19 protein-coding genes are annotated in these 20,020 nt (G+C 50.6%); 13 read left to right on the top strand and 6 right to left on the bottom strand.

The window, feature by feature from the left end:
- Nucleotides 1–103: 103 nt before the first annotated feature.
- Nucleotides 104–2,269: a S9 family peptidase gene (locus KK083_RS05585; protein WP_254161567.1), complete on the top strand. Its 2,166-nt coding sequence runs from the start codon at nt 104–106 to the stop codon at nt 2,267–2,269.
- Nucleotides 2,270–2,335: 66 nt separating this feature from the next.
- Here the strand turns inward: KK083_RS05585 and KK083_RS05580 are convergent, their stop codons facing one another.
- Nucleotides 2,336–4,060, bottom strand: a complete 1,725-nt coding sequence (locus tag KK083_RS05580) for a tetratricopeptide repeat protein (RefSeq protein WP_254161565.1) — start codon at nt 4,058–4,060, stop codon at nt 2,336–2,338.
- Between the two features lie 196 nt (nt 4,061–4,256).
- Between KK083_RS05580 and KK083_RS05575 the strand changes: the two genes are divergently transcribed.
- Nucleotides 4,257–4,718, top strand: a complete 462-nt coding sequence (locus KK083_RS05575) for a lipocalin family protein (RefSeq protein WP_254161563.1) — start codon at nt 4,257–4,259, stop codon at nt 4,716–4,718.
- 111 nt (nt 4,719–4,829) lie between these two features.
- Here the strand turns inward: KK083_RS05575 and KK083_RS05570 are convergent, their stop codons facing one another.
- The gene (locus KK083_RS05570; protein WP_254161561.1) at nt 4,830–5,867 is read right to left on the bottom strand and encodes a quinone-dependent dihydroorotate dehydrogenase; all 1,038 of its coding nucleotides are present in this window, start codon (nt 5,865–5,867) and stop codon (nt 4,830–4,832) included.
- A gap of 112 nt (nt 5,868–5,979) precedes the next feature.
- On the opposite strand from KK083_RS05570, the gene KK083_RS05565 reads away from it, so the two are divergent.
- Nucleotides 5,980–6,492, top strand: coding sequence for a hypothetical protein (locus tag KK083_RS05565; protein ID WP_254161559.1), 513 nt, complete (start codon nt 5,980–5,982; stop codon nt 6,490–6,492).
- A gap of 141 nt (nt 6,493–6,633) precedes the next feature.
- Here KK083_RS05565 and xerD read toward each other — a convergent pair whose 3' ends face one another.
- On the bottom strand, nt 6,634–7,560 hold the full coding sequence (xerD, locus tag KK083_RS05560; RefSeq protein WP_254161557.1) for a site-specific tyrosine recombinase XerD: 927 nt from the start codon (nt 7,558–7,560) through the stop codon (nt 6,634–6,636).
- 86 nt (nt 7,561–7,646) lie between these two features.
- Here xerD and aroQ point away from each other — a divergent pair, with 86 nt between their 5' ends.
- The 5 genes from aroQ (at nt 7,647) to rnhA (ending at nt 11,067) form a co-directional block, all read left to right on the top strand.
- On the top strand, nt 7,647–8,090 hold the full coding sequence (gene aroQ / locus KK083_RS05555; protein ID WP_254161555.1) for a type II 3-dehydroquinate dehydratase: 444 nt from the start codon (nt 7,647–7,649) through the stop codon (nt 8,088–8,090).
- Between the two features lie 6 nt (nt 8,091–8,096).
- The gene (locus KK083_RS05550; protein WP_254161553.1) at nt 8,097–9,155 is read left to right on the top strand and encodes an aminotransferase class V-fold PLP-dependent enzyme; all 1,059 of its coding nucleotides are present in this window, start codon (nt 8,097–8,099) and stop codon (nt 9,153–9,155) included.
- Between the two features lie 121 nt (nt 9,156–9,276).
- Nucleotides 9,277–9,612, top strand: a complete 336-nt coding sequence (locus KK083_RS05545) for a hypothetical protein (protein ID WP_254161551.1) — start codon at nt 9,277–9,279, stop codon at nt 9,610–9,612.
- 427 nt (nt 9,613–10,039) lie between these two features.
- A complete protein-coding gene (locus KK083_RS05540) occupies nt 10,040–10,612 on the top strand; it encodes a MarC family protein (RefSeq protein WP_254161549.1) in 573 nt (190 codons plus the stop codon).
- Complete coding sequence (gene rnhA, locus KK083_RS05535) at nt 10,609–11,067, top strand: ribonuclease HI (protein WP_254161547.1); 459 nt, start codon at nt 10,609–10,611, stop codon at nt 11,065–11,067. The genes KK083_RS05540 and rnhA overlap by 4 nt, the downstream gene beginning before the upstream one ends.
- 68 nt (nt 11,068–11,135) lie before the next feature.
- Here the strand turns inward: rnhA and KK083_RS05530 are convergent, their stop codons facing one another.
- Entirely contained in the window at nt 11,136–13,178 is a 2,043-nt protein-coding gene (locus tag KK083_RS05530) for an outer membrane protein assembly factor BamB family protein (RefSeq protein ID WP_254161546.1), read from the bottom strand.
- A gap of 160 nt (nt 13,179–13,338) precedes the next feature.
- Complete coding sequence (locus KK083_RS05525) at nt 13,339–14,664, bottom strand: saccharopine dehydrogenase family protein (RefSeq protein ID WP_254161544.1); 1,326 nt, start codon at nt 14,662–14,664, stop codon at nt 13,339–13,341.
- A gap of 82 nt (nt 14,665–14,746) precedes the next feature.
- Here KK083_RS05525 and cdd point away from each other — a divergent pair, with 82 nt between their 5' ends.
- Nucleotides 14,747–15,229 carry a cytidine deaminase gene (cdd, locus tag KK083_RS05520; RefSeq protein WP_254161543.1) on the top strand — a complete coding sequence of 161 codons (483 nt, stop codon included), beginning with the start codon at nt 14,747–14,749 and terminating at the stop codon, nt 15,227–15,229.
- Nucleotides 15,230–15,552: 323 nt separating this feature from the next.
- Nucleotides 15,553–17,346, top strand: coding sequence for a GAF domain-containing protein (locus tag KK083_RS05515; protein WP_254161541.1), 1,794 nt, complete (start codon nt 15,553–15,555; stop codon nt 17,344–17,346).
- A 21-nt stretch (nt 17,347–17,367) separates the two neighbouring features.
- Here the strand turns inward: KK083_RS05515 and KK083_RS05510 are convergent, their stop codons facing one another.
- Complete coding sequence (locus KK083_RS05510) at nt 17,368–17,505, bottom strand: hypothetical protein (protein WP_254161540.1); 138 nt, start codon at nt 17,503–17,505, stop codon at nt 17,368–17,370.
- 319 nt (nt 17,506–17,824) lie between these two features.
- Here KK083_RS05510 and KK083_RS05505 point away from each other — a divergent pair, with 319 nt between their 5' ends.
- Genes KK083_RS05505 through KK083_RS05495 form a run of 3 tightly spaced genes read left to right on the top strand, consistent with a single transcriptional unit; the run spans nt 17,825 to nt 20,017 of the window.
- Nucleotides 17,825–18,649, top strand: a complete 825-nt coding sequence (locus KK083_RS05505; RefSeq protein WP_254161538.1) for a CheR family methyltransferase — start codon at nt 17,825–17,827, stop codon at nt 18,647–18,649.
- A gap of 19 nt (nt 18,650–18,668) precedes the next feature.
- Nucleotides 18,669–19,262, top strand: coding sequence for a chemotaxis protein CheB (locus KK083_RS05500; protein ID WP_254161536.1), 594 nt, complete (start codon nt 18,669–18,671; stop codon nt 19,260–19,262).
- A complete protein-coding gene (locus KK083_RS05495; RefSeq protein ID WP_254161534.1) occupies nt 19,259–20,017 on the top strand; it encodes a GAF domain-containing protein in 759 nt (252 codons plus the stop codon). The genes KK083_RS05500 and KK083_RS05495 overlap by 4 nt, the downstream gene beginning before the upstream one ends.
- Nucleotides 20,018–20,020 lie beyond the last annotated feature (3 nt).

The following is a 20,020-nucleotide window of genomic DNA, read 5'->3' as shown; positions in this document are numbered from 1 at the left end:
AATTTAAAGTTTAAAGTTGCCAGCGGTCACTTTAACGGAACAACAATAAGTGGACTCCTTAACTTTAAACTTCTAACTTGAAACTAGAAACTACCTGGTCCCTATGAAAAAAACACTTTGGTCCGTACCACTGCTGGTGGTAACCCTCCTGTTGAGCGCCTGCAACCCCGGCGTGAAAAATGAGACTACCGATATTCAGCCTCCGTCACCCGAAAAAGTCCCGCACGAGCTTACAGCGCACGGCAACAAACGCGTGGACAACTATTACTGGATGAAGCTCACGGACGCACAGAAGAATGCGGAGAAAAAAGATGAGCAGACCCAAAAGGTGCTGGATTATCTGAATGCCGAAAACCAGTACCTCGAAGCGAAAATGAAGCACACCGAGGCCCTGCAAGAGAAGTTATACAAAGAGATCATCGGCCGCATCAAACAGACTGACGAATCGGTTCCCTACAAAGACAACGGCTACTGGTATTATAACCGGTATGAAGCAGGACAGGAGTATCCCATCTACTGCCGCAAGAAAGGTACGCTTGAAGCCCCGGAAGAGATCATGCTCAACGTCAACGACCTCGCCAAAGGCCATGAGTATTGCCAGGTGACCGGCCTCAGCGTAAGCGAAGACAACAACCTGCTGGCCTACGGTATGGATACCGTAAGCAGAAGGCGGTACACGGTCTACATCAAAGACCTTAAGACCGGCAAGATCGTTGACAAGCCCGTTCCCAACACCGAGGGCGATGTGACCTGGGCCAACAACAACAAGACCTTCTTCTACACCATGAAAGATTCCCTGACACTACGTTCGGACAAGATCTATCGCCACACGCTGAATACCGATCCTGCGAAAGATCCGCTGGTGTTTACAGAAAAGGACGCAACGTTCTATACGGGCATCTATAAAACCAAATCCAACAAATACCTGGTGATCTGGTCAGGCAGCACCCTCACCAACTACTACCAGATCCTCAATGCCGATACACCCGACGGCAAGTTCAGGGAGTTCAGTCCGCGCGAGCGTGGTATTGAATACTCCATCGATCACTATGGCGATAAGTTCTACGTGGTCACCAACCTCGATGCCCAGAATTTCAGGCTGATGGAAACACCGGAGACCAACACATCGAAGGAAAACTGGAAAGAAAAGATCGCACACCGCAAAGACACGCTGCTACAGGGCATAGAGATCTTCAAGAACCACCTGGTGCTGAGTGAACGCGCGCAGGCCAATACCCTTATGCGCATCATCGATCAAAAGACCGGCGAAAAACATTATCTGAACTTTGGCGAGCCCGCTTACACCACATTCCCTTCCATCAATACTGAATTCGACACAGAGCTGCTGCGTTACGGTTACTCTTCGCTTACAACCCCCAGCTCCACCTACGACTACAACATGCGCACGCGTGAGAAGAAGCTGCTGAAACAACAGGAGGTAGTAGGTGGTTACAACCCCGCCGACTATGAAACAGAAAGGTTATGGGCTACTGCCGATGACGGAACAAAAGTGCCCATGTCGCTGGTGTACAAAAAGGGAATCAAAAAAGACGGCAACAACAACACGCTGCTCTATGCTTACGGATCGTATGGCTCGAGCACAAATCCTTCTTTCTCTTCTACACGCCTGAGCCTGCTCGACCGTGGGTTCATCTTTGCCATTGCCCACATTCGCGGCGGACAGGAAATGGGAAGACAGTGGTATGAAGATGGGAAGATGTTCAAGAAGAAAAACACGTTCACTGACTTCGTAGACTGTGCCGAGTTCCTGATCGACGAAGGTTATACAAAACCGGAGAAACTTTTCGCTACCGGTGGAAGCGCCGGCGGGCTACTGATGGGCGCCGTTGTGAACATGGCACCACACCTTTTCAAAGGGGTGATTGCCGAAGTACCTTTCGTGGATGTGGTCACCACCATGCTTGATGACGATATTCCGCTCACCACCGGAGAATTTGATGAATGGGGAAACCCGGATGTGCAGGAATCTTATATGTACATGCTCGAATATTCTCCGTACGACCAGGTAAAAGCACAGCCCTATCCCAACATGATGGTCACCACAGGCCTGCACGACTCGCAAGTGCAATACTGGGAGCCGGCGAAATGGGTGGCCAAGCTCCGTGAAATGAAAACCGACAACAACACCCTGCTGCTGCGCACCAATATGGAAACAGGCCACGGAGGCACTACCGGCAGGTTTAAAGTGTACCGGGAAACGGCGCAGGAATATGCGTTCTTCCTGGACCTTGCGGGGATCGCGGAGTAGGGGTAATAGTCGTCGGACCACTGACAGCGCGCATGCCATCGCGCAGTGGTCTGACGACTAAAGGTTTCAAAACCGTGAAGCGGTCAGCTGTACATCCGCATTCTTCCATGCTTTGGAGAAGCGCTTCGTTGTGGCTGCGGCTTCTGTTCTCTTGCCCAGTTTTTCCTGGCAGAGAAGCAGTCCTTTGAGTGCCCATCCGTTCTCCGGATTTTTCTTCAGGTCTTCGAGGTAGATTTTTTCTGCCTCGTTGTACTGACCTGCTTCTAACAATGCCGCGCCGAGATAATGACGCACCGGTATCTTCCAGTCAGGGGGCTCGTTGTAACGAAGGGCATCCTCCGCTTCCATCGCTTTGTGCAGCGCGGCGATGCCATCGGCTACTTTGTTCTGTTTGATCAGCACCTCCCCTTTCAGCAGGTTCAACGGCACCTGTGCAATGGCCGACAACGGATTGAAGGAAAAATAGATCGAGCTCAGGGTATCGAGCTTGCAAAGTGAATCGAGCCTGTGCAATTCTTTTGATGCTGCGTTGACATTGCCGGTCCTCACAAAGGCCATTCCTTTTGCGAAGGAGGCGGCGAGCGTGGCGTAAACGAAGTTTGCATCTGGATCGGGCAAGGAGAGAATATCGTTCCATTTGCCAAACCGGACGAATGCATGCAGCGGCTCAACGGTGAAGTATTGTGCGAAGGCGGGATTGGAAGTTGTGATCAGGCTTCCTTTATAAGCAAGCTTCATCGCAGTTTCTATTCCGAGCTGGCTGCGGCCTCCCATGTATGCGCTGAAGCTAATGAAGTCCACATTGTGTGGGTAATACATCCACCGGTACATACCACGGTTACCGGATTCAGAAAGATAGGTCTCATCTACTACGGCGGCACGCTGGTTGAGCATGATAGACCGGTCATACTGCCCCACTCTCACATAGATATGCGCAGGCATATGCACGAGGTGACCCGCACCGGGCATGGCGGTTTCAAGGAACTGTGCGCTGGGCAGCGCGAGCTCAGGATTGGGCGAAGCTTCTACAAGGTGAATGTAAAGGTGATGCGCTCCCGGATGCTCAGGGAATTTTTTCAGTACACGCTCCAGCACCACCTTCGCTTCTTGTGTTGCAGGTCTCGGTAGTCCGTCTTTCAACCAGTAATCCCACGGCATAGTGTTCATGATGGCATCGGCACAAAGCGTTTGTGCTTCCGCATCGTCAGGGTATTTTTTCGGCACGGCACGCATAGCCGAAGCATAGGCAGCATTCAGCGTATCGCGCACAGCATGTGGCTTGCCATCATACCGTGTGGCCATGGCATCGATCAGGTCTTTTTCCACCGCGGTCAGTGTTGCTTTTTTGCTGATGGCTTTCTGAATAGCGTCGAAAGCGATGCGCTCACGGTCTGCGGGGTTTACATCGTTCAGGTTAGGGCCATACGCCAATGCTAATCCCCAATAAGCCATCGCACAGTCGGGGTCGAGTCGCGAAGCTTCGCGGAACGCCTGGATAGCTTCCCAGTGATTGAATCCATACACGAGCCTGAGGCCCTGCTCAAAAAATTCCTGCGCCTTCGGCGAACGCGTGGAGACCTTGTAGCGAAGGTTGCCAAGGCCTGGCAAGATCCTGGCCTGAGCGTACGTTGTGTCAAACCAGTTCGCAAGTAAAGAACCACACATGGTAACAGGCACTGCAACAGGTTTGGCAAAAGTCACCGGTGGTCTCTCATAGTTTTTCCACGACAATAGTGCTGCAACCGAAAGCAGGATCAAAAGCAAAGCAAGGATCAGTTTGATTGTTTTCATAGCGAGGTTTTTCTGCTTGCATAATACCGGGTCCCGCAAATTCCGCAGACAAGCGCAGATCAATGTGGTATTAAAATCAGCGTAATCAGCGGGAGTTGCATTTTACAGCAACAGTGGGCATCACATTCCGCGTGTGCAAATCCACCCGTGAAGGGCACGATTTTTTGCCTTCCATGCAAAACATGATAAAGATAGTATGAAAGCAATAAACTTATGTGTGGCAAGCCTGTTTTCATTGTTGCTGATCGTATCATGCGATGACAATGACGAAGTATCAGCGCCGATAACAGGTGTATGGAATGGCACTAAAGCCGATTTCAGACTCAATCCCAAAGGCCTTATTCCTCCGTTTACCATAACCGAAGACGACTTCTCCATACGGCTTGAGTTCAAAAGTGATGGCACACTGCTGCTGACCGACAACAGCAACCAGACAACCGCAGGAACCTATGCGCTCAATGGAAGGGACCTGGCCATTAATATCTCGTATGAGTATGAGTTCATAGGTATGGAAGGCACCTACAATGTTGAGGAGCTTACAACGTCTAGGCTAAGGGTGTCCATTGAAAAAGAAGGTACCTACGAGCATCCCGATACGGGCCAGCAGTTTGATGGTAAAGTGAAAGCCACGTTATACTTCGATCGGCAAGCCAATTAGCAGTAGGCAGTAGGCAATTCCCGATCGCAGGCGATCGGGACAGTAGGCAAAGATTGGTGTAATTATCAGCTATGTTCTCCGATCAGGGGAAAGGTCGTGGACGTTTGACTCTCATTGCCTACTGCCTACTATTCCTTTATTAATCGCTTTCGCGAAACCAGGGCCTTCGTAAATAAAACCGGTGTAAACCTGAACCAGGTCTGCTCCGGCGTTCAGTTTTTCAAGGGCATCCGCCGGCGACATGATACCTCCTACGCCGATGATGGGATACGTGGGACCTAATTTTGCGCGCAGGTACCGGATCACATCTTTTGAACGGGCCTCGAGCGGTTTGCCGCTGAGTCCTCCGTTACCGATGCGGTCTGTTTCCGCCTTGCTGGTGATCAGGTTCTCTCTCGAGATGGTGGTGTTGGTGGCGATAATACCATCGGTGCCTGTTGACTTCAGGATCTCCACAATGTCATTCAACTGATGCTCGGTGAGGTCAGGGGCGATCTTCAGCAGCACAGGTTTATGCTTCGGTTTGGCAAGGCTCAGCTGCTTCACATAGGCCAGGAGCTGCCGAAGCGGCTCTTTTTCCTGCAGTTCACGCAAACCAGGGGTGTTGGGCGAGCTTACGTTCACCACAAAGTAATCCACATGCTCATACAACGTTTCGAAGCAGGTGGCATAATCGTTCAACGCCTGATCATTGGGTGTGGCTTTATTCTTCCCGATATTACCACCGACAATAACGGAAGTATTTCTTTTTTTCAATCTTTCCACCGCGGCCAAGGCGCCCTCATTATTAAAGCCCATGCGGTTGATCAGCGCCTGGTCTGCCGGCAACCGAAACAGTCGTGGTTTATCGTTGCCAGGTTGCGGTTTGGGTGTGAGTGTACCGATCTCGATAAAACCAAACCCGAGACATGCGAGCTCGTCTATAAGCCTGGCATCCTTATCAAAACCTGCCGCAAGTCCAACAGGATTGGTGAAAGTAAGTCCAAAAAGCTGGCGGGAAAGAGAGGGGTTCTCATAATGAAAAATCGATCTCAAAAGCGCCTTGAATCCCGGTACGTATCCACCGATCTTCAAAAGCCTGAACACAAGGTGGTGTACGCGCTCTGCGTCGATTGAAAATAGAATTGGGCGAATAAAATGTTTATACATGGCGCAAAGATAACGTTGTTGCCATGGAAATGAAGCTTTCTCTTACATGCCCTTCCAAAGAGTATGGTTTTTTTATAAGTTCGCACGGAGAAATACTAAACTAAAGTTAACCATGAAAAAATTATTTTTACTGGCTACCGTTTCCTTACTGTTCTCGTTCGCATCCAATGGTCAACAGCAGAAAGGAAATTTTTTATTGAATGCAGGCTTTGGTGTCGGTTACTACTACGCCGGTGGTACGACACTGATGGTATCCGGTGAGTATTCTGTTACAGACAATCTGGGTATCGGTGGCTACGTTGGACACACCTCCTGGAATCGGGCTTACTCAGTGTATGATTACAAATACCGGTTCATTGACTTTGGTGCAAGAGCCTCTTATCACTTCAACGAGCTTTTTGGTATCACCAATGACAAGATGGACGTTTACGGTGGTGGTTTCCTGGGCTTCCTGGTTTCCAGCTACGATGGTCCCGGTTCTGGTTACGTAGATGCATATGACGGTGGCGTAAGAGCCGGTATCCACGCTGGTTTCCGCTACTACTTCGCACCCAAGGTTGCTGGTTACGGCGAATTGGGAGCAGGCTACGTACCGCTGTCACTGGGTCTTACCTTCAAATTTTAACAGGATTTTAATCTGCAAAGAAGGCGATGACAATCATCGCCTTTTTTATTTCTTTCTTTGCGCTTTTCTTACTTCATATTTTCTGCCCCCAAAACAATACATTACTCCAGAGGTTTTCTTGACTCCCCCCATTCTGACTCCTTACTCCTGGCTCCTTACTCCTTTTCCCCTCGGATGAAAATCAGTGATCACCTGTCTTAAATAGTCACGATCGAGATGTGTATAGATCTCCGTAGTAGTGATCGACTCATGGCCAAGCATCTCCTGCACGGCACGCAGGTCGGCACCACCTTCTATTAAATGTGTGGCGAAGGAATGCCTGAACGTATGAGGACTTATCGTTTTGTTTAACCCGATGGCCAGCGCCAGGTTTTTGATGATGGTGAAGATCATCACGCGGGTGAGCTTCCTTCCGTTGCGATTGAGAAAGGCATAAGGCTCAAAACCTTTCTGCGCAGGCTTATGTGGTGACCGGCCGCGGATCTCTTCGAGGTAAATGCGCAGGTATTTTAAAGCATCGCGCCCGATGGGAACCAGCCGCTCTTTGTTACCCTTCCCCACCACGCGCAGAAAACCTGTATCGAAATAGATGTTGGTAAGCTTGAGATCCACGAGCTCGGACACGCGCAGGCCGGAGCTGTAAAGCATCTCCAGCATTGCCCGGTTCCTGCCTCCTTCAGCGGTAGAAAGATCGATGGCTTTAAACAGCTCCTCAATTTCAATATAGCTCAGCGTATCAGGAAGCTTGCGCCCGAGGCGTGGCCCTTCGACCAGGGCTGTGGGGTCTTTGTCGATCAGCTCCTCGAACAACAGGTACTTGTAAAAAGCTTTAACGCCGGAAAGGATGCGGGCCTGGCTGTGGGCGCTCATGCCCAGCTCGTTGATGTACTCGATAAATCCCTGCAGGTGCTTCGACGAAGCTTTCACCGCGTTGATGCCCGGGTGTTTCATCTCCATGAACTGCCAGAACTTGTTCACATCGCGCACGTAAGCTTCAACGGAATTGCCTGACAACGAACGTTCCAGTTTCAGATAATTGTTAAAGTCCCTGATCTGCAGCTCCCACATAAAAAAATACGAAAGACGAGGTACGAGGTACGAAGTTAAGGGAAGTAACCGACTTAAAGCTCAACGCTTATTGTTATCTTTCAGTCATGAAAATCCAGATCATCAACGGCCCCAACCTCAACCTGTTAGGCAAGCGCGAAACTTCCATTTATGGCAGCCAGAGCTTTGAAGATTTTTTGGAGACGCTTAAAAAACGGTTCCCCGATGTTGAGCTTCATTACTATCAATCGAACGTAGAAGGAGAGCTGGTGAACAAGCTGCACGAAACGGGGTTCAGCTTCGATGGCATCATTCTGAATGCAGGCGCTTATACCCATACATCGGTAGCCCTCCACGATGCCATCGGTGGAATTAAAACACCAGTGATAGAAGTTCACATCTCGAATGTATACGCGCGGGAAGAGTTCAGGCACAAAAGCCTCATTACTTCCAAGTGTGCCGGCATGATGACCGGCTTTGGTATGGAAGGATACGCGCTGGCGCTGACATATCTCATTCACCGGAAATCAGAGACCACCCAGAAATCATAACCGGCCATGATCAGCTTTTATCCCGGTCCTTCGAGGATCCACGACGACATTCCGCGCTACGTAAAGGAGGCCGCTAAAAAAGGTATCCTCAGCATCAACCATCGCAGCGATGAGTTCATGCACATCTCTGAAAAGACAATCGGTTTGCTGAAAAAGAAGCTCAACATACCTGACGACTACACGCTCTTTTTTACCTCATCGGCCACCGAGTGCTGGGAGATCATCGCACAGTCGCTGGTTGCCAGGAGAAGTTATCACCTTTATAATGGATCCTTCGGCCAGAAATGGTACGACTACACGAAGCGGATCTGTTCAGGTGTGCGCCAGTATCCCTTTGAGCGTGAGGAGCTGGTGAATCCGAAAAAGTACCGCTTTGGCGCCGAAGGTGGTGTGATTTGCATTACCCAGAACGAGACCTCCAATGGCACGCAGGTGAGCAACGAAACGATCAGGCTCGTCAGCGAAAATAATCCCAACCACCTGGTGGCTGTAGATGCCACCTCGAGCATGGCCGGCATTGCGCTCGACTTCGCTGCGGCGGATATCTGGTTTGCTTCCGTACAAAAGTGTTTCGGGTTGCCTGCAGGTCTCGCCGTGATGGTGTGCTCCCCCAGGGCCATGGAGCGTGTTGAAAAGATCGGCGAAAGAGATCATTATAACAGCCTCACCTTCATGGCTGAGATGATGGGTAAATGGCAAACACCTTTCACGCCCAACGTGCTGGGCATTTACCTGCTCATGCGGGTGATGGAAGACTCCAAGTCCATTGAAGCCGTGGAGAAAAAGCTCGTGAAACGATACAACCGTTGGGTGGATTTTTTCGGCAACAGCAGCAACCTGACCCATCTTGTAAAAAATACGGCGGCGCATTCTTTTACCGTGATCCCGGTAGCGGCGCCGGCGGAGGTTGTCACGTCCATCAAGAAGGAAGCCAAAAAGAAGGGGCTTCTGCTGGGCGAAGGTTACGGCGAGCTCAAAGCCTCCACTTTCAGGATCGCCAATTTCCCGGCCATCAAAAAAGAGGAGATAGAAAAACTGCAACGATTTCTGAAATCGTTTGTTTAGTTCAAAAAAACGCCGTCTGTCGCTAATTATTGATTGTTTTTGACTTTTATCCGATTTTATTTAGATCTTTATCCATACGTCCACGCGCTTACTAATGCAGCCAAGAGTGTATAAAGGTCCGATGCGATTCATTCTCCTCCTGATCTCCATTCAGTTCCTTTCGCTCGCCCTCATTGCCGGCGATGGAGGCGAAGCAGCATCCAAAAACCAGCATTCACTCAAGGCCGAACATTCAAGGTCATTGTCGCTGGCAGTTTTTTTAGAAGAAACTAAAACTGCCAAAGAAGGTGAGAGCGAAGACGAAAAGCTTCTCCATTGCGTAGAGATCGCAGACCTTTCATACATCACGCTTGTTCTCAATAAAGTCCATACAGATTGGACTCCTGATCTGTCGATGGCGCAACTTTACGATCTGCGTCCAGCGCTCTTCAAGCTGCATCACACTTTCATTATCTGATCCATCATTCCTGCCAGGCTAATTCCGCCTGCACAAGCTACCGGGTAAACGGTAGTCCCTGACATTTTTATCAGCGCAGTTTATCCGAAGCGATCCGCGAATGCGATCAACAACGTTCCGGGTATTGGAAGATTAATAAGACAAATGAATTGTGTACAGCATTACAATAGAAATTAAACAAGGATACACAAAAGAAAATGAGCACCTGCCGCCTCAGGTCTCATTTTCTGTATCCCTTAAAATAGATATGAGAAAATACAGGGAATCGACCTAGTCTCATCCCGATAGCTATCGGGGCTCAAATCCAAATCCGATAACAAAGGCCGGTAGCGCTGCAGTACCAGGTCTTGTTTTAGCAAGTTAGGTTAAGTTAATGCAGACTAAATGCCGGATGAGAGTCCGGCATTTTTGTTTTAGTTTTGCACCTATGCTTAACCTCAAGGAAATATTTTCTGTAACACTGATCCTGTTCTCGGTCATCGATATCCTGGGATCCATTCCTTTTATTATCCTCATTCGCAGGCGCGAAGGAAAGATCCAGGCTGAAAAAGCCACATTGATCTCGGCTGCGCTGATGATCTCATTCCTTTACCTGGGGCAGTCCATCCTTCAGCTCTTCGGGCTCGATGTTGCTTCCTTCGCCGTGGCCGGTGCCATTGTGATCTTCATTGTTGCCATGGAAATGATCCTGGGCATCACACTCATCAAGGATGATCCGCACGCCAAAGGTTCGGGTTCGATCGTACCGCTGGCTTTCCCACTCATTGCTGGCGCCGGTGCGCTTACCACCATTCTCTCGCTGCGGGCCGTGTACGAGGAAGCAAACATCCTGGCGGGCATCGTGCTGAACCTCGTGATCGTATACATTGTGCTGCGGTCGAGCGCCTGGCTCGAACGGGTGATCGGCGAGTCGGGATTTGCCGTGCTGCGTCGCGTGTTCGGCGTCATCTTGCTGGCGATCGCCGTAAAGATCTTCAAGTCTAACGTTTTCCCCGGATGATCAGAATTTATACAGATGGCGCTGCCCAAGGCAACCCTGGCCCTGGCGGCTATGGCGTAGTGATGAAATACAACGACCTCGTGAAAGAGCTGTCGCAAGGTTTTCGCCGCACCACCAACAACCGCATGGAGCTGCTGGCCGTGATCGCAGGACTTGAAGCCATCAAGAAACAAGGCATCCCCGTCACCATCTATTCAGATTCCGAATATGTGGTGAATGCCGTGGAGAAAGGCTGGCTGTGGAACTGGGAGAAGCAAAACTTTAAAAAGAAAGCCAACGCCGACCTCTGGCAACGATATATCCCGCTGCACAAAAAATACAAGCCTAAGTTCATCTGGATCCGCGGTCATGCTGGCCATCCGGAGAACGAACGGTGCGACTACCTGGCCGTGAAGGCAGCTTCTGGCTTCGACCTCCTGGTGGATGAAGCGTATGAAAGAGAAAAAGGACTGTAAGCAAACAGTCCTTTTGAAGTTTATTCGTCATGTCTCCGGGTCACGGTGAACATCCGGCATCCTATAATTTATAATTTATAACAGACAATTTCCGCGGCGGTTGGCCTGTAATAAATGTAGTTGAAGATCTGGTCCACATCATACTCGGGCTCCTTATCGTTTTTGATATCCACGGCGCTGGCGACCTCGCCATTCGTTTTGTTCACCTGGATCAGCTGGTTGCCTTTCTTCTCCTGGGTGGTCATCATCATCACAAAATTCGGGGTGTTCTGCGAAGCCTTGTAACGCGCATTAAACTCTTTCAGCGCCCGTGACGAGTACGCAAAACCGGCTTGTCCCAACTGGCCGAACCCTTTCGAAAGCTCTTGTCCCATTGCCTTGCCGGCAGCATCGTTGGTCTGGGCCGATGCCTGGGCAAACGCTGCCGAGTAAGCTGACGCCGCAGCACCGATATAGGCCGCACGCACCGCCTCGGCCATCAGCAAGGCCCGCACCAGCGCCGGCTGACGGGGTGCCGGATAGTACTTGCTGTACTTCAGCAATCCATCGAAACCGAATTTCAAAACGTTCTGATCAGAATACAGCAGCACGCCATCAGCAACGACATCGATAGCCTTCGGCAGCTCCTTGCCACCGAATTCAACTTTCGTGCTGGTCATCTTCCTGAAAATACCGGTGGTCTTGTCGATCTCGAACAAACCGTCTTCTTTCGAAGAAAAGACATACAGCTTATCTCCCTTCGATCCGGTGGGGAACGGACGTACCTTTTCACCCGTAAGAGACGTACCCGCCTCGATCGAATTGCCCCACAGCAGGCTTCCCGTGTTGGTGTCAAGAATGTTCACTTCGCGTGTGGTGATGAACAGCAAACCCTTGGGCACCATCTCCGACCGCACCAGGTCACCTTTCAGCTTCACAGATTTTTCGAATTTCAACGTACCGGTGTTGGGATCGAGCAGGTTGAGGTAATACTCTTCGGCTTTGTTGTTCCACGCATTGTCGAAAGCTGTAGTGATGAGAATACCTTTCTCTGTGGTAATATAGCTCACCACGCTGCCTTGCGCTTTCACGCCTTTGCCTTTGTTACCCCACATGGTTTTTCCGGTCTCGTAATCTACCAGGTTGATGGTAGGCTTCTGCGATGAGCGAGGGCAGATGATGATCCCCTTCTCGTGCATGATCACCTGGTTCAGCTTGTCATTTTCCTTGGCGGGTTCTTTCCACAACGCATTGCCTGAAGCCAGATCAAACGCATAATAAAGATTGGTGTAAAATTTTTGCGGTTCCTTATTGTTGGATGAAGACGTTGTCGTGAATCCTGAACCTGTTTCCGACTCCACTTCCGTTCCTATATACACAACATTCTTCTTGAAAGGTGAAAAGTATACCTGGCCGCGTTTGGAAGGTTGTATGCTGTTCTTCCAGAGTACTTTGCCATCGCCTGAATTCAGCCTGATCACATAGTTCGGATGGGTGATGATCATACTCTGATCCTGGAGCTCAACGGGCTCGCTGGTGAGCGACTGAAGATTGCTGAGCTGTTGCCCCATGGCCTGGAGTTTTCCGAGCAATCCCTTGCCACCGGCCTGATCTGCCTTGAAGAGATCATCATTGGCCCACAACTGTTTGCCTGAAGCGATCTCGTACATGAAAAGCGAAGCCGATAACGTGTTGGGGCGTACGCCGATCACCAGCAACCTGCCGGACGAAGGCAACACGTGGCGGCTCAGCACACCGATCTGCTCTTTCTGCGAATCGAACAACACTTTGCCGCCCACCACTTCGATGATGGCCTGCATGGGGATGGTGGAGCTTTTGTCAGTCAGAAAAGAAATGGAGACGAACTCCGTGCCGTCCACTTCCTGAAAACGATCGGCGCTCAATGCCGGGTAATTTTTATTTTCCCAAAGGATTTTTCCATCGCCTGGATTCACACCATACAGTCCGTCATTGGTGCTTACAATGAGGTAACCGAGGGAATGAACCCGCTGCCAGTTGATCGGGCTTTTGAATTTTGCCGACCACGCCGGAGCAGTTTTGGGCTGTGCAAATACGGCAACGGCATACGTACACATCACCGCAAGCAGAAACGTTCGGGTAATTTTCTTCATATCACAACATTTGGTTAGTTAGACGGCTATTAAGCAGAAATGGGGCCAATGGAGGGTAAGTCAATTTACCTTTTTGAAACCGTCACAACAAGCAGATGTAAGATTTACCCCCTGTTCAGCAAGATTGTACAGGCAGCGTATTCCCGATATGTTTACTAGATTATTCTTCGCTGAACACAATGCCGAGCTGTTGCAGCTCAGCGAGCACCGGCTCGTAGAATTCACGCGTAGTGGGGATCACCACACCTTTCGCGGCGATCTTCTTTTGCATGAGCAACCTCGCTGCGATCGCCAGCGGCAGGCCTACTGTCTGTGCCATCGCTGTGTGAACTGAATCTGTACCGGTGGCCACGAGCGATGACTGGATCTGCTTCCGCTTGCCCTGGTGCTCATACACAAAACGATGCCACATCACGATCTGATCTTTATCGGCCGGGTCGAGCTTCCATTTTTTGTTGAGGATGTGCTCCAGCACCTGCGCCGGAGTTCCTTTGCTCAGGCCCACGGGCGCGTCGCTGAAAAGTCCTGACCAGCGCAGGTTTCGGATCTCGGCAGCATCGGCAGCGAGACCGAACCGTTCGCACAACTTCTGGTCTACCGGCACGGAACCGCGGTCTTCGAGGAATGAGTCGATGAAACTTCGGTGGGTCATCTTGTCCACGCCTTCCATCTCATAAGTATCGTCACAGCATCCGAGCTGCACAAACAAATTCCAGGAGGCACAAAAACCGCTGTTGCGCAGTGTTCCGCGCAGCATGGTCCTGATGTCTGCAAGTCCGTACGTATCGATGTATTTCAGTGAATCGCGGTTGGCGTAACCTTCGTAGTTTCCGTGGCCCGGCACCTGCACGGGCGTGATGCGTTTGAACAACTGCTGATAGGGAATGTACTTGTATTTTCCTTCCTGCAGGTATTTGGCAGTGCTCTGCCCGGCCATCACCACATTGCGCGGGTTCCAGGTGAACTTGTAACGCCACGGGTTGTCCGGGTCGGTTTCAGGGGCGATCAGTCCTCCGGTAAACGACTCAAAAGAAGTTAACCTGCCTCCTGTTTCGCGGATGCGATCAATCACCTGCATGGCGCTCATGTGATCGATGCCCGGATCGAGGCCACACTCATTGAGAAAAAGTAGTCCTTTGGAAACGGCTTCCGCATGAAAACCTTTCATCTCCGCCGACACATAGCTGGCATTGAGAAGATGTTTCCCCAGGGCGAGGCAGTGTGATGCTACGAGGGGATGCAGGTGTGCGGGCAGAAGCGAGACAACAACGTCGGCTTCCGCAATGGCAGCAGCGCTCGCCTCCACATCGTTGATATCGAAACGGATCGATCTGCCGCGGGCATGATTTTGTACTTTTTCTGCTGCGGCCTGCGCTGCAAAATCTCCGACGGTAACGTGCCAGTCACCTGCCTGTGCGTGGTTGAGCAGGTACGAGATCAGGGATGAGGATGAGCGGCCAGCTCCGAGCACCAGGATATTTCTCATGGCGGCAAAGTAAACGAAAACTTTTTCATGTAGAATCCCTCTGAAATGAATAACTTAGATTCCCTCACCGGGACCCTTTTTTATGAATAATTTCATCATTGTCGATCACCTGGAAGACCTTGACCTGGAGTCGAAATATCTTACCCACAAGGCCAAAGATGCCACCGGTCACGCCTATGCGCCCTACTCCAAGTTTTTAGTGGGCGCGGCGGTGCTGCTGGAAGACGGTACCATCGTTACGGGAACGAACCAGGAGAACGCAGCGTATCCATCGGGCATGTGCGCCGAACGTGTTGCGCTGTTTGCCGCGGCAGCATTGCATCCTGAGAAAAAGATCACCAAGATCGCCGTGGTAGCCAAACGCAAAGGAGGCAAAGAAACCCTGCCCGCCACCTCGTGCGGCCCCTGCCGGCAGGTGATGCTGGAGTTCGAGCAACGCCAGGAAAAACTGATCGAGGTGATCATGCAAAACCAGGAACACAAGTGGGTGAAAGCTCCCTCTGCCGAATCGCTTCTACCGTTCAGCTTCACCAAGGCCAGTCTTGAGCATCACGAAAAACATTGAAATCAGAAGTCACCCTCCTACGCTATCACCCGCGCCTCCTCCTTCGCTAGCTTCGGCGGGCAAAGGAAGTCAGAAGAAGGAGTAAGGAGTAAGAATTAAGTAGTAAGGATGGTGAGTCAATCCCGGCAATCCAGTAAATCCTTTAATCCTGCTCAATCCTGGTCAATCCTGGTCAAATACTTACGTCGATGAGGTTAGCGACAAAAAAGGCATCCAGTAAATCCTTAAATCCTGTAAATCATGGTCCAAATTTAAGTAGCTTGCTGAATTAAAGCTGCGCTGCTATAAACAAGCACAGGAGTCCTCAAATCGTCAATACTTTCATGATCCGGATCTTTAAAAACAGGTCATTAAAACGCTCAGCGCTTTACCTGCTGGCGGGCATGTTCTTCATTTTACTCGGCGAGTATGTGATCATCCGTTATAAGATCGAGGTGCTGGAAGAAGTCGAGGAGAAGAAAGACTATGCCCGGAGCGCCCAACTGGCCGGGCAGCAGATCGCGTTGCTCATGCAGGAATACCTGAGCGGCCAGCAGCACCTTGCTACCGAAATTGCGTCGAAGCTCGATGAGCAGGACCATGCGCTGAAGGTCCTGGGCGAAGGCGGAAGGATGGATGGCACCGATGTTTTCCTGAAACCCCTGTCGAGGCTTCCGAAGATCACGTACGATCAGCTGCAGGAGTCGTGGAAGAAATACCGCGGCGATGTGCTCACCGTGATCCTCGATCAGTCCACGGCAACAACCGACTCCGCAGCCCAGGTCACACAGGCAGACCAGGCAAAAGCTAAAATGCTCATACCCGCGCACTGGCTTACGCTGAGCAACTGGTATAAAAGACTCGAGATAGACCTGACCGATGAGGCCGACCGGAAAAAAGATTCCGTGGAGACCTGGGTGTTTGTCTTCATCTTCTCGGATCTCATATTGCTCGCCGGACTTTTCTACCTGTTCAACAGGTTTGTGCTGAAGCCTGTGAAACGTCTCGAACAAGATACGTTGAACCAACATCAGAATTTCACCTATCCGGCCAACGAGATCGGCAGCCTTACCCACGAAGTGAACGAGGTGCTCGAGCAGCTCAAAGACGCCACCGATTTTGTGGTGGCCATCGGCGAGGGCAAGCTCGATTTCGATTACAAGAACCTCGACAGCCAGTATGCCCAGGGCAGGAACAAGCTGGCCGACTCGCTCATCTCCATGCAGCAGAAGCTGAAAGACATGAACGTGGACGAGCAACGCAGACAGTGGGCCAACGAAGGGCTTACCAAATTCGTCGACATACTCCGTTCGTCCAATGACAACATCAGCACGCTGGGTGACAAGATCATTTCGGCGCTGGTGCAATACACCGGTTCCAACCAGGGCGGTTTGTACATTCTCAACGATGAGGACGAGCACAATAAATACCTGGAGCTGATCTCGCTCTTCGCTTTCGATAACAAGAAGTTCAACAAACAGAAGATCAGGCTGGGAGAAGGTATTCTCGGCCAGACCTTCCTCGAAAAAGAAACAACCCTGCTCACGGAAATACCCGAAGAGTACATCCGCATTACATCGGGTCTCGGCGATGCCAATCCCAACGCCCTGGTGATGGTTCCGCTCAAGGTAGACAAGCAGGTATACGGCATCGTGGAGCTGGCTTCGTTCAAAGCTTATCAGCAGCACGAGATCGCTTTTGTGGAGAAGCTCGCGGAAACAATAGCGTCAACGTTGGCCTCGGTGAAGGCGGCCCAGAAGAACCGCGACCTCATCGGACAATTCCAGATGCAGGCCGAGCAGATGAAGGCTCAGGAAGAGGAGATGCGGCAGAACATGGAAGAGCTGCAGGCAACACAAGAGGAGATGGCCCGCAAGGAGCGCGATTATATCTCGCGCATTCAGGATCTTGAACGCAATCAATCGCGGCCCGGAGAGGTGGAAGAGCTCCAACGCATCAAAGGAGAGCTTACACAGAAAGAGCACCACTACACGCAGCAGCTCAGGGACCTTGAAAGCAAGCTGGCACAGAAGCCCGCGAAGACCGGAGACTGGGCGCTGGCGGAAGAAGTTGAAAAAACACTGAGGTTCCAGTTAGAAGCGCTCCGCATTGCGCAGGAAGAATTCCCTGGCAAATAGACAATTCACAGACTCACCTTGCTATTGCCAGGTCTGCAAGAGGTTGACCACGGCATAAATGAACAGCATGATACTGAGCCAGCTCAGCGCTCCGAAGAGCTTATGCATTTTTTCATCACTTTGAAAAAAGAGGCATTGTACGATGAATTGCTTTACCATATTATGAACGAATATGTGTGAGCCATCAATCAGGCGGGCTTATCAGATCGATTGCAACTTGCCAAATATAATTTTAAGTGTTTGAACTTGCACCCCCCTGCCTGAAAAATTTTGGCAGGCCCCTGTGAGTTTATAATAATCCCGGGTTTAGTTGTTATAAATGCTTTTTTTTCAGCTATTTAGCACAAAATGCCTAAATTCATTTTCCTCGAAAATGAGCAGGGTACAAGGCGGATGAACATATGTAATATTTACGCCAAAATACCTTCAGAGACGGCAGATTGAAAATTAACTTTGGGTTTTTAAAATGCCCCCTTTCATGCAGGACATTGACATTGCTGATCTGAAACGTATTTCTGAACTCATCCACCAAAAGTACAATTATGACTTTCGGAACTATGCCATGTCATCCTTTAAAAGGCGTGTGCTGCGCATCATGGAGCTCAAGAAGCTCACGGTAGACACCCTGCTCAAAAAGCTTACGGATACTCCTGTATTCATCAATGAATTCCTCGACGAGCTTACGGTAAACGTTACGGAGATGTTCCGCGACCCCAGCTTCTGGCGGGTGATGCGGGAAGAGATCATTCCGGCCATCATGCTTAACCACAAACAGTTCAAGATCTGGCATGCGGGCTGCTCCTCGGGCGAGGAAGTGCTCACCATGTGCATCATGCTGAAAGAGATGGGGATCCTGCAGGATGTGACCCTGATCGCCACAGACCTTGACGTGAATATTCTCGAACGGGCGAAGACGGCGACGTATCCCATTAAAAATATGGAACTGAATGAAAAAAATTACATCCGGTTCCAGGGGTCGGCATCATCGCTGAAAGATTACTACCGGGAGGAGAACGGCAACGCCATCTTCAACCGCGAGCTGTTCGCCAACGTGTCGTTCAGGAAACATGACCTCGTGCTGGGTGAGATCTTCAATAAGTTCGACCTCGTGCTGTGCCGCAATGTGATGATCTACTTCAACCAGTCTTTGCAGAACGAGGTGCTCAAGAAATTCCACGAAAGCTTGTTCAAGTACGGCTACCTGGCCATCGGCTCGAAAGAGTCGCTGATCTGGTGCGATTATGCGAACCGCTTCATTGTGGTGAACAACGAAGAAAAAATTTATAAGAAAATAAAGGATTAAAGGGTAGCTGTCACGGCGCATGAACAAATACAACTTAAATAACAGCTTCAAAGCCGTTGTTATAGGAGGGTCAGCGGGCAGCTTCCAGGGTATGGTGAAGATCCTGTCGCAACTGCCAAAGGGTTTCCCGTTGCCCATTATCATGTGCCTGCACAGACTCAAGCACGTGCGTAATGGATTCGTGGAAGCGCTCTCCATCAAAAGCGTTGTGCAGGTGACCGAACCACACGATAAGGAAAATATAAAAAAGGGTGGTGTCTACCTGGCACCGGCCAACTATCATATGTCAGTAGAGCTCGGACATTATTTCGCACTGTCAACCGAAGAGATGGTCAACAACTCCAGGCCTGCTATTGACATCACCCTGAGCACCTGTGGCTTTGTGTACAAAGAAAAGCTGATCGGCATCCTGCTCTCAGGTGCCAACCGCGACGGCGCGCAAGGTATGAGGGCCATCCATGAGAAAGGCGGACTGACCATTGTTCAGGAGCCCACCGAATGTATGATCGATACCATGCCCAAGGCAGCGCTGGCCGCCACCAAGATCGACCATGTGCTGAGGGTAGACCAGATCGTTGAATTTTTCAAAGAACTTGACAAGCAATACAGATGATTGACCTGTTTAAAGATCGCTATAAGCTGAGCCTCCTCATGGCTGCGCTTTTCCTGGTAGGAATTATGGCTTCCATCTATCAGATCTACCGGCTGCCCTATAACCTCATGATCTCAGACGGGCATCCCGCATTGTTCAACGTCTATCTTGTTCCGGGCATCACCTTTTTGATCGGCGCCTTCACCGTGTGGCATGCGCTCACTTACAAGAACGAAGTGGTGGTGTTCCGCGATAAGCAGACCGACACAACCGATGCCGACGGAAACCGCAGCGACACCGACAAGGCTACCATCTCGCTAGACAACGTGAAAGACAGCCTCAGGCAGGGCGGCACCGAAAAGACGATCATCCAGGCAGGACTGCACGCCATCTGCAAGCAGCTCGACGCCGGGCAGGGTGCTGTTTATACGCTGAAAGAAGAAGAAGGCAAACGTACGTTCGAGCTCAAGGCAGGTTATGCCCTGGCCATCGCAGAAAGTACCGTGATCAGCTACGAGATCGGCGAAGGTCTCATCGGCCAGGCCGGCGCCTCAGGAAAAACATTGTACGTGGATGATATCCCCGAAGGATATGTGAAGATCATTTCAGGACTGGGCAGCGCCTCTCCGCGATACCTGCTCATCGTATCCCTCAAAAAGCAGGAGCAGGTGACCGGCGTGATGGAGATCGCTTCCTTCTCCCCGCTCAATGAACACCAGCGCAAGTTTGTAGAGGATTCCGCTCAATTGATAGCAGACAGAGTTTCAGGCAAGTAAGCA

Origin of the sequence: Chryseosolibacter histidinae, assembly GCF_018598225.1 — a bacterium.
GTDB lineage: Bacteria > Bacteroidota > Bacteroidia > Cytophagales > Cyclobacteriaceae > Chryseosolibacter > Chryseosolibacter histidini.
This window is presented reverse-complemented; position numbering and strand designations above follow the sequence as displayed.

Excerpts from the sequence above, each read along its gene's own strand:
- KK083_RS05585 (WP_254161567.1), top strand. The coding sequence starts at position 104 with ATGAAAAAAACACTTTGGTCCGTACCACTGCTGGTGGTAACCCTCCTG.
- KK083_RS05580 (WP_254161565.1), bottom strand. The coding sequence starts at position 4,060 with ATGAAAACAATCAAACTGATCCTTGCTTTGCTTTTGATCCTGCTTTCG.
- KK083_RS05575 (WP_254161563.1), top strand. The coding sequence starts at position 4,257 with ATGAAAGCAATAAACTTATGTGTGGCAAGCCTGTTTTCATTGTTGCTG.
- KK083_RS05570 (WP_254161561.1), bottom strand. The coding sequence starts at position 5,867 with ATGTATAAACATTTTATTCGCCCAATTCTATTTTCAATCGACGCAGAG.
- KK083_RS05565 (WP_254161559.1), top strand. The coding sequence starts at position 5,980 with ATGAAAAAATTATTTTTACTGGCTACCGTTTCCTTACTGTTCTCGTTC.
- xerD (WP_254161557.1), bottom strand. The coding sequence starts at position 7,560 with ATGTGGGAGCTGCAGATCAGGGACTTTAACAATTATCTGAAACTGGAA.
- aroQ (WP_254161555.1), top strand. The coding sequence starts at position 7,647 with ATGAAAATCCAGATCATCAACGGCCCCAACCTCAACCTGTTAGGCAAG.
- KK083_RS05550 (WP_254161553.1), top strand. The coding sequence starts at position 8,097 with ATGATCAGCTTTTATCCCGGTCCTTCGAGGATCCACGACGACATTCCG.
- KK083_RS05545 (WP_254161551.1), top strand. The coding sequence starts at position 9,277 with ATGCGATTCATTCTCCTCCTGATCTCCATTCAGTTCCTTTCGCTCGCC.
- KK083_RS05540 (WP_254161549.1), top strand. The coding sequence starts at position 10,040 with ATGCTTAACCTCAAGGAAATATTTTCTGTAACACTGATCCTGTTCTCG.
- rnhA (WP_254161547.1), top strand. The coding sequence starts at position 10,609 with ATGATCAGAATTTATACAGATGGCGCTGCCCAAGGCAACCCTGGCCCT.
- KK083_RS05530 (WP_254161546.1), bottom strand. The coding sequence starts at position 13,178 with ATGAAGAAAATTACCCGAACGTTTCTGCTTGCGGTGATGTGTACGTAT.
- KK083_RS05525 (WP_254161544.1), bottom strand. The coding sequence starts at position 14,664 with ATGAGAAATATCCTGGTGCTCGGAGCTGGCCGCTCATCCTCATCCCTG.
- cdd (WP_254161543.1), top strand. The coding sequence starts at position 14,747 with ATGAATAATTTCATCATTGTCGATCACCTGGAAGACCTTGACCTGGAG.
- KK083_RS05515 (WP_254161541.1), top strand. The coding sequence starts at position 15,553 with ATGATCCGGATCTTTAAAAACAGGTCATTAAAACGCTCAGCGCTTTAC.
- KK083_RS05510 (WP_254161540.1), bottom strand. The coding sequence starts at position 17,505 with ATGGTAAAGCAATTCATCGTACAATGCCTCTTTTTTCAAAGTGATGAA.
- KK083_RS05505 (WP_254161538.1), top strand. The coding sequence starts at position 17,825 with ATGCAGGACATTGACATTGCTGATCTGAAACGTATTTCTGAACTCATC.
- KK083_RS05500 (WP_254161536.1), top strand. The coding sequence starts at position 18,669 with ATGAACAAATACAACTTAAATAACAGCTTCAAAGCCGTTGTTATAGGA.
- KK083_RS05495 (WP_254161534.1), top strand. The coding sequence starts at position 19,259 with ATGATTGACCTGTTTAAAGATCGCTATAAGCTGAGCCTCCTCATGGCT.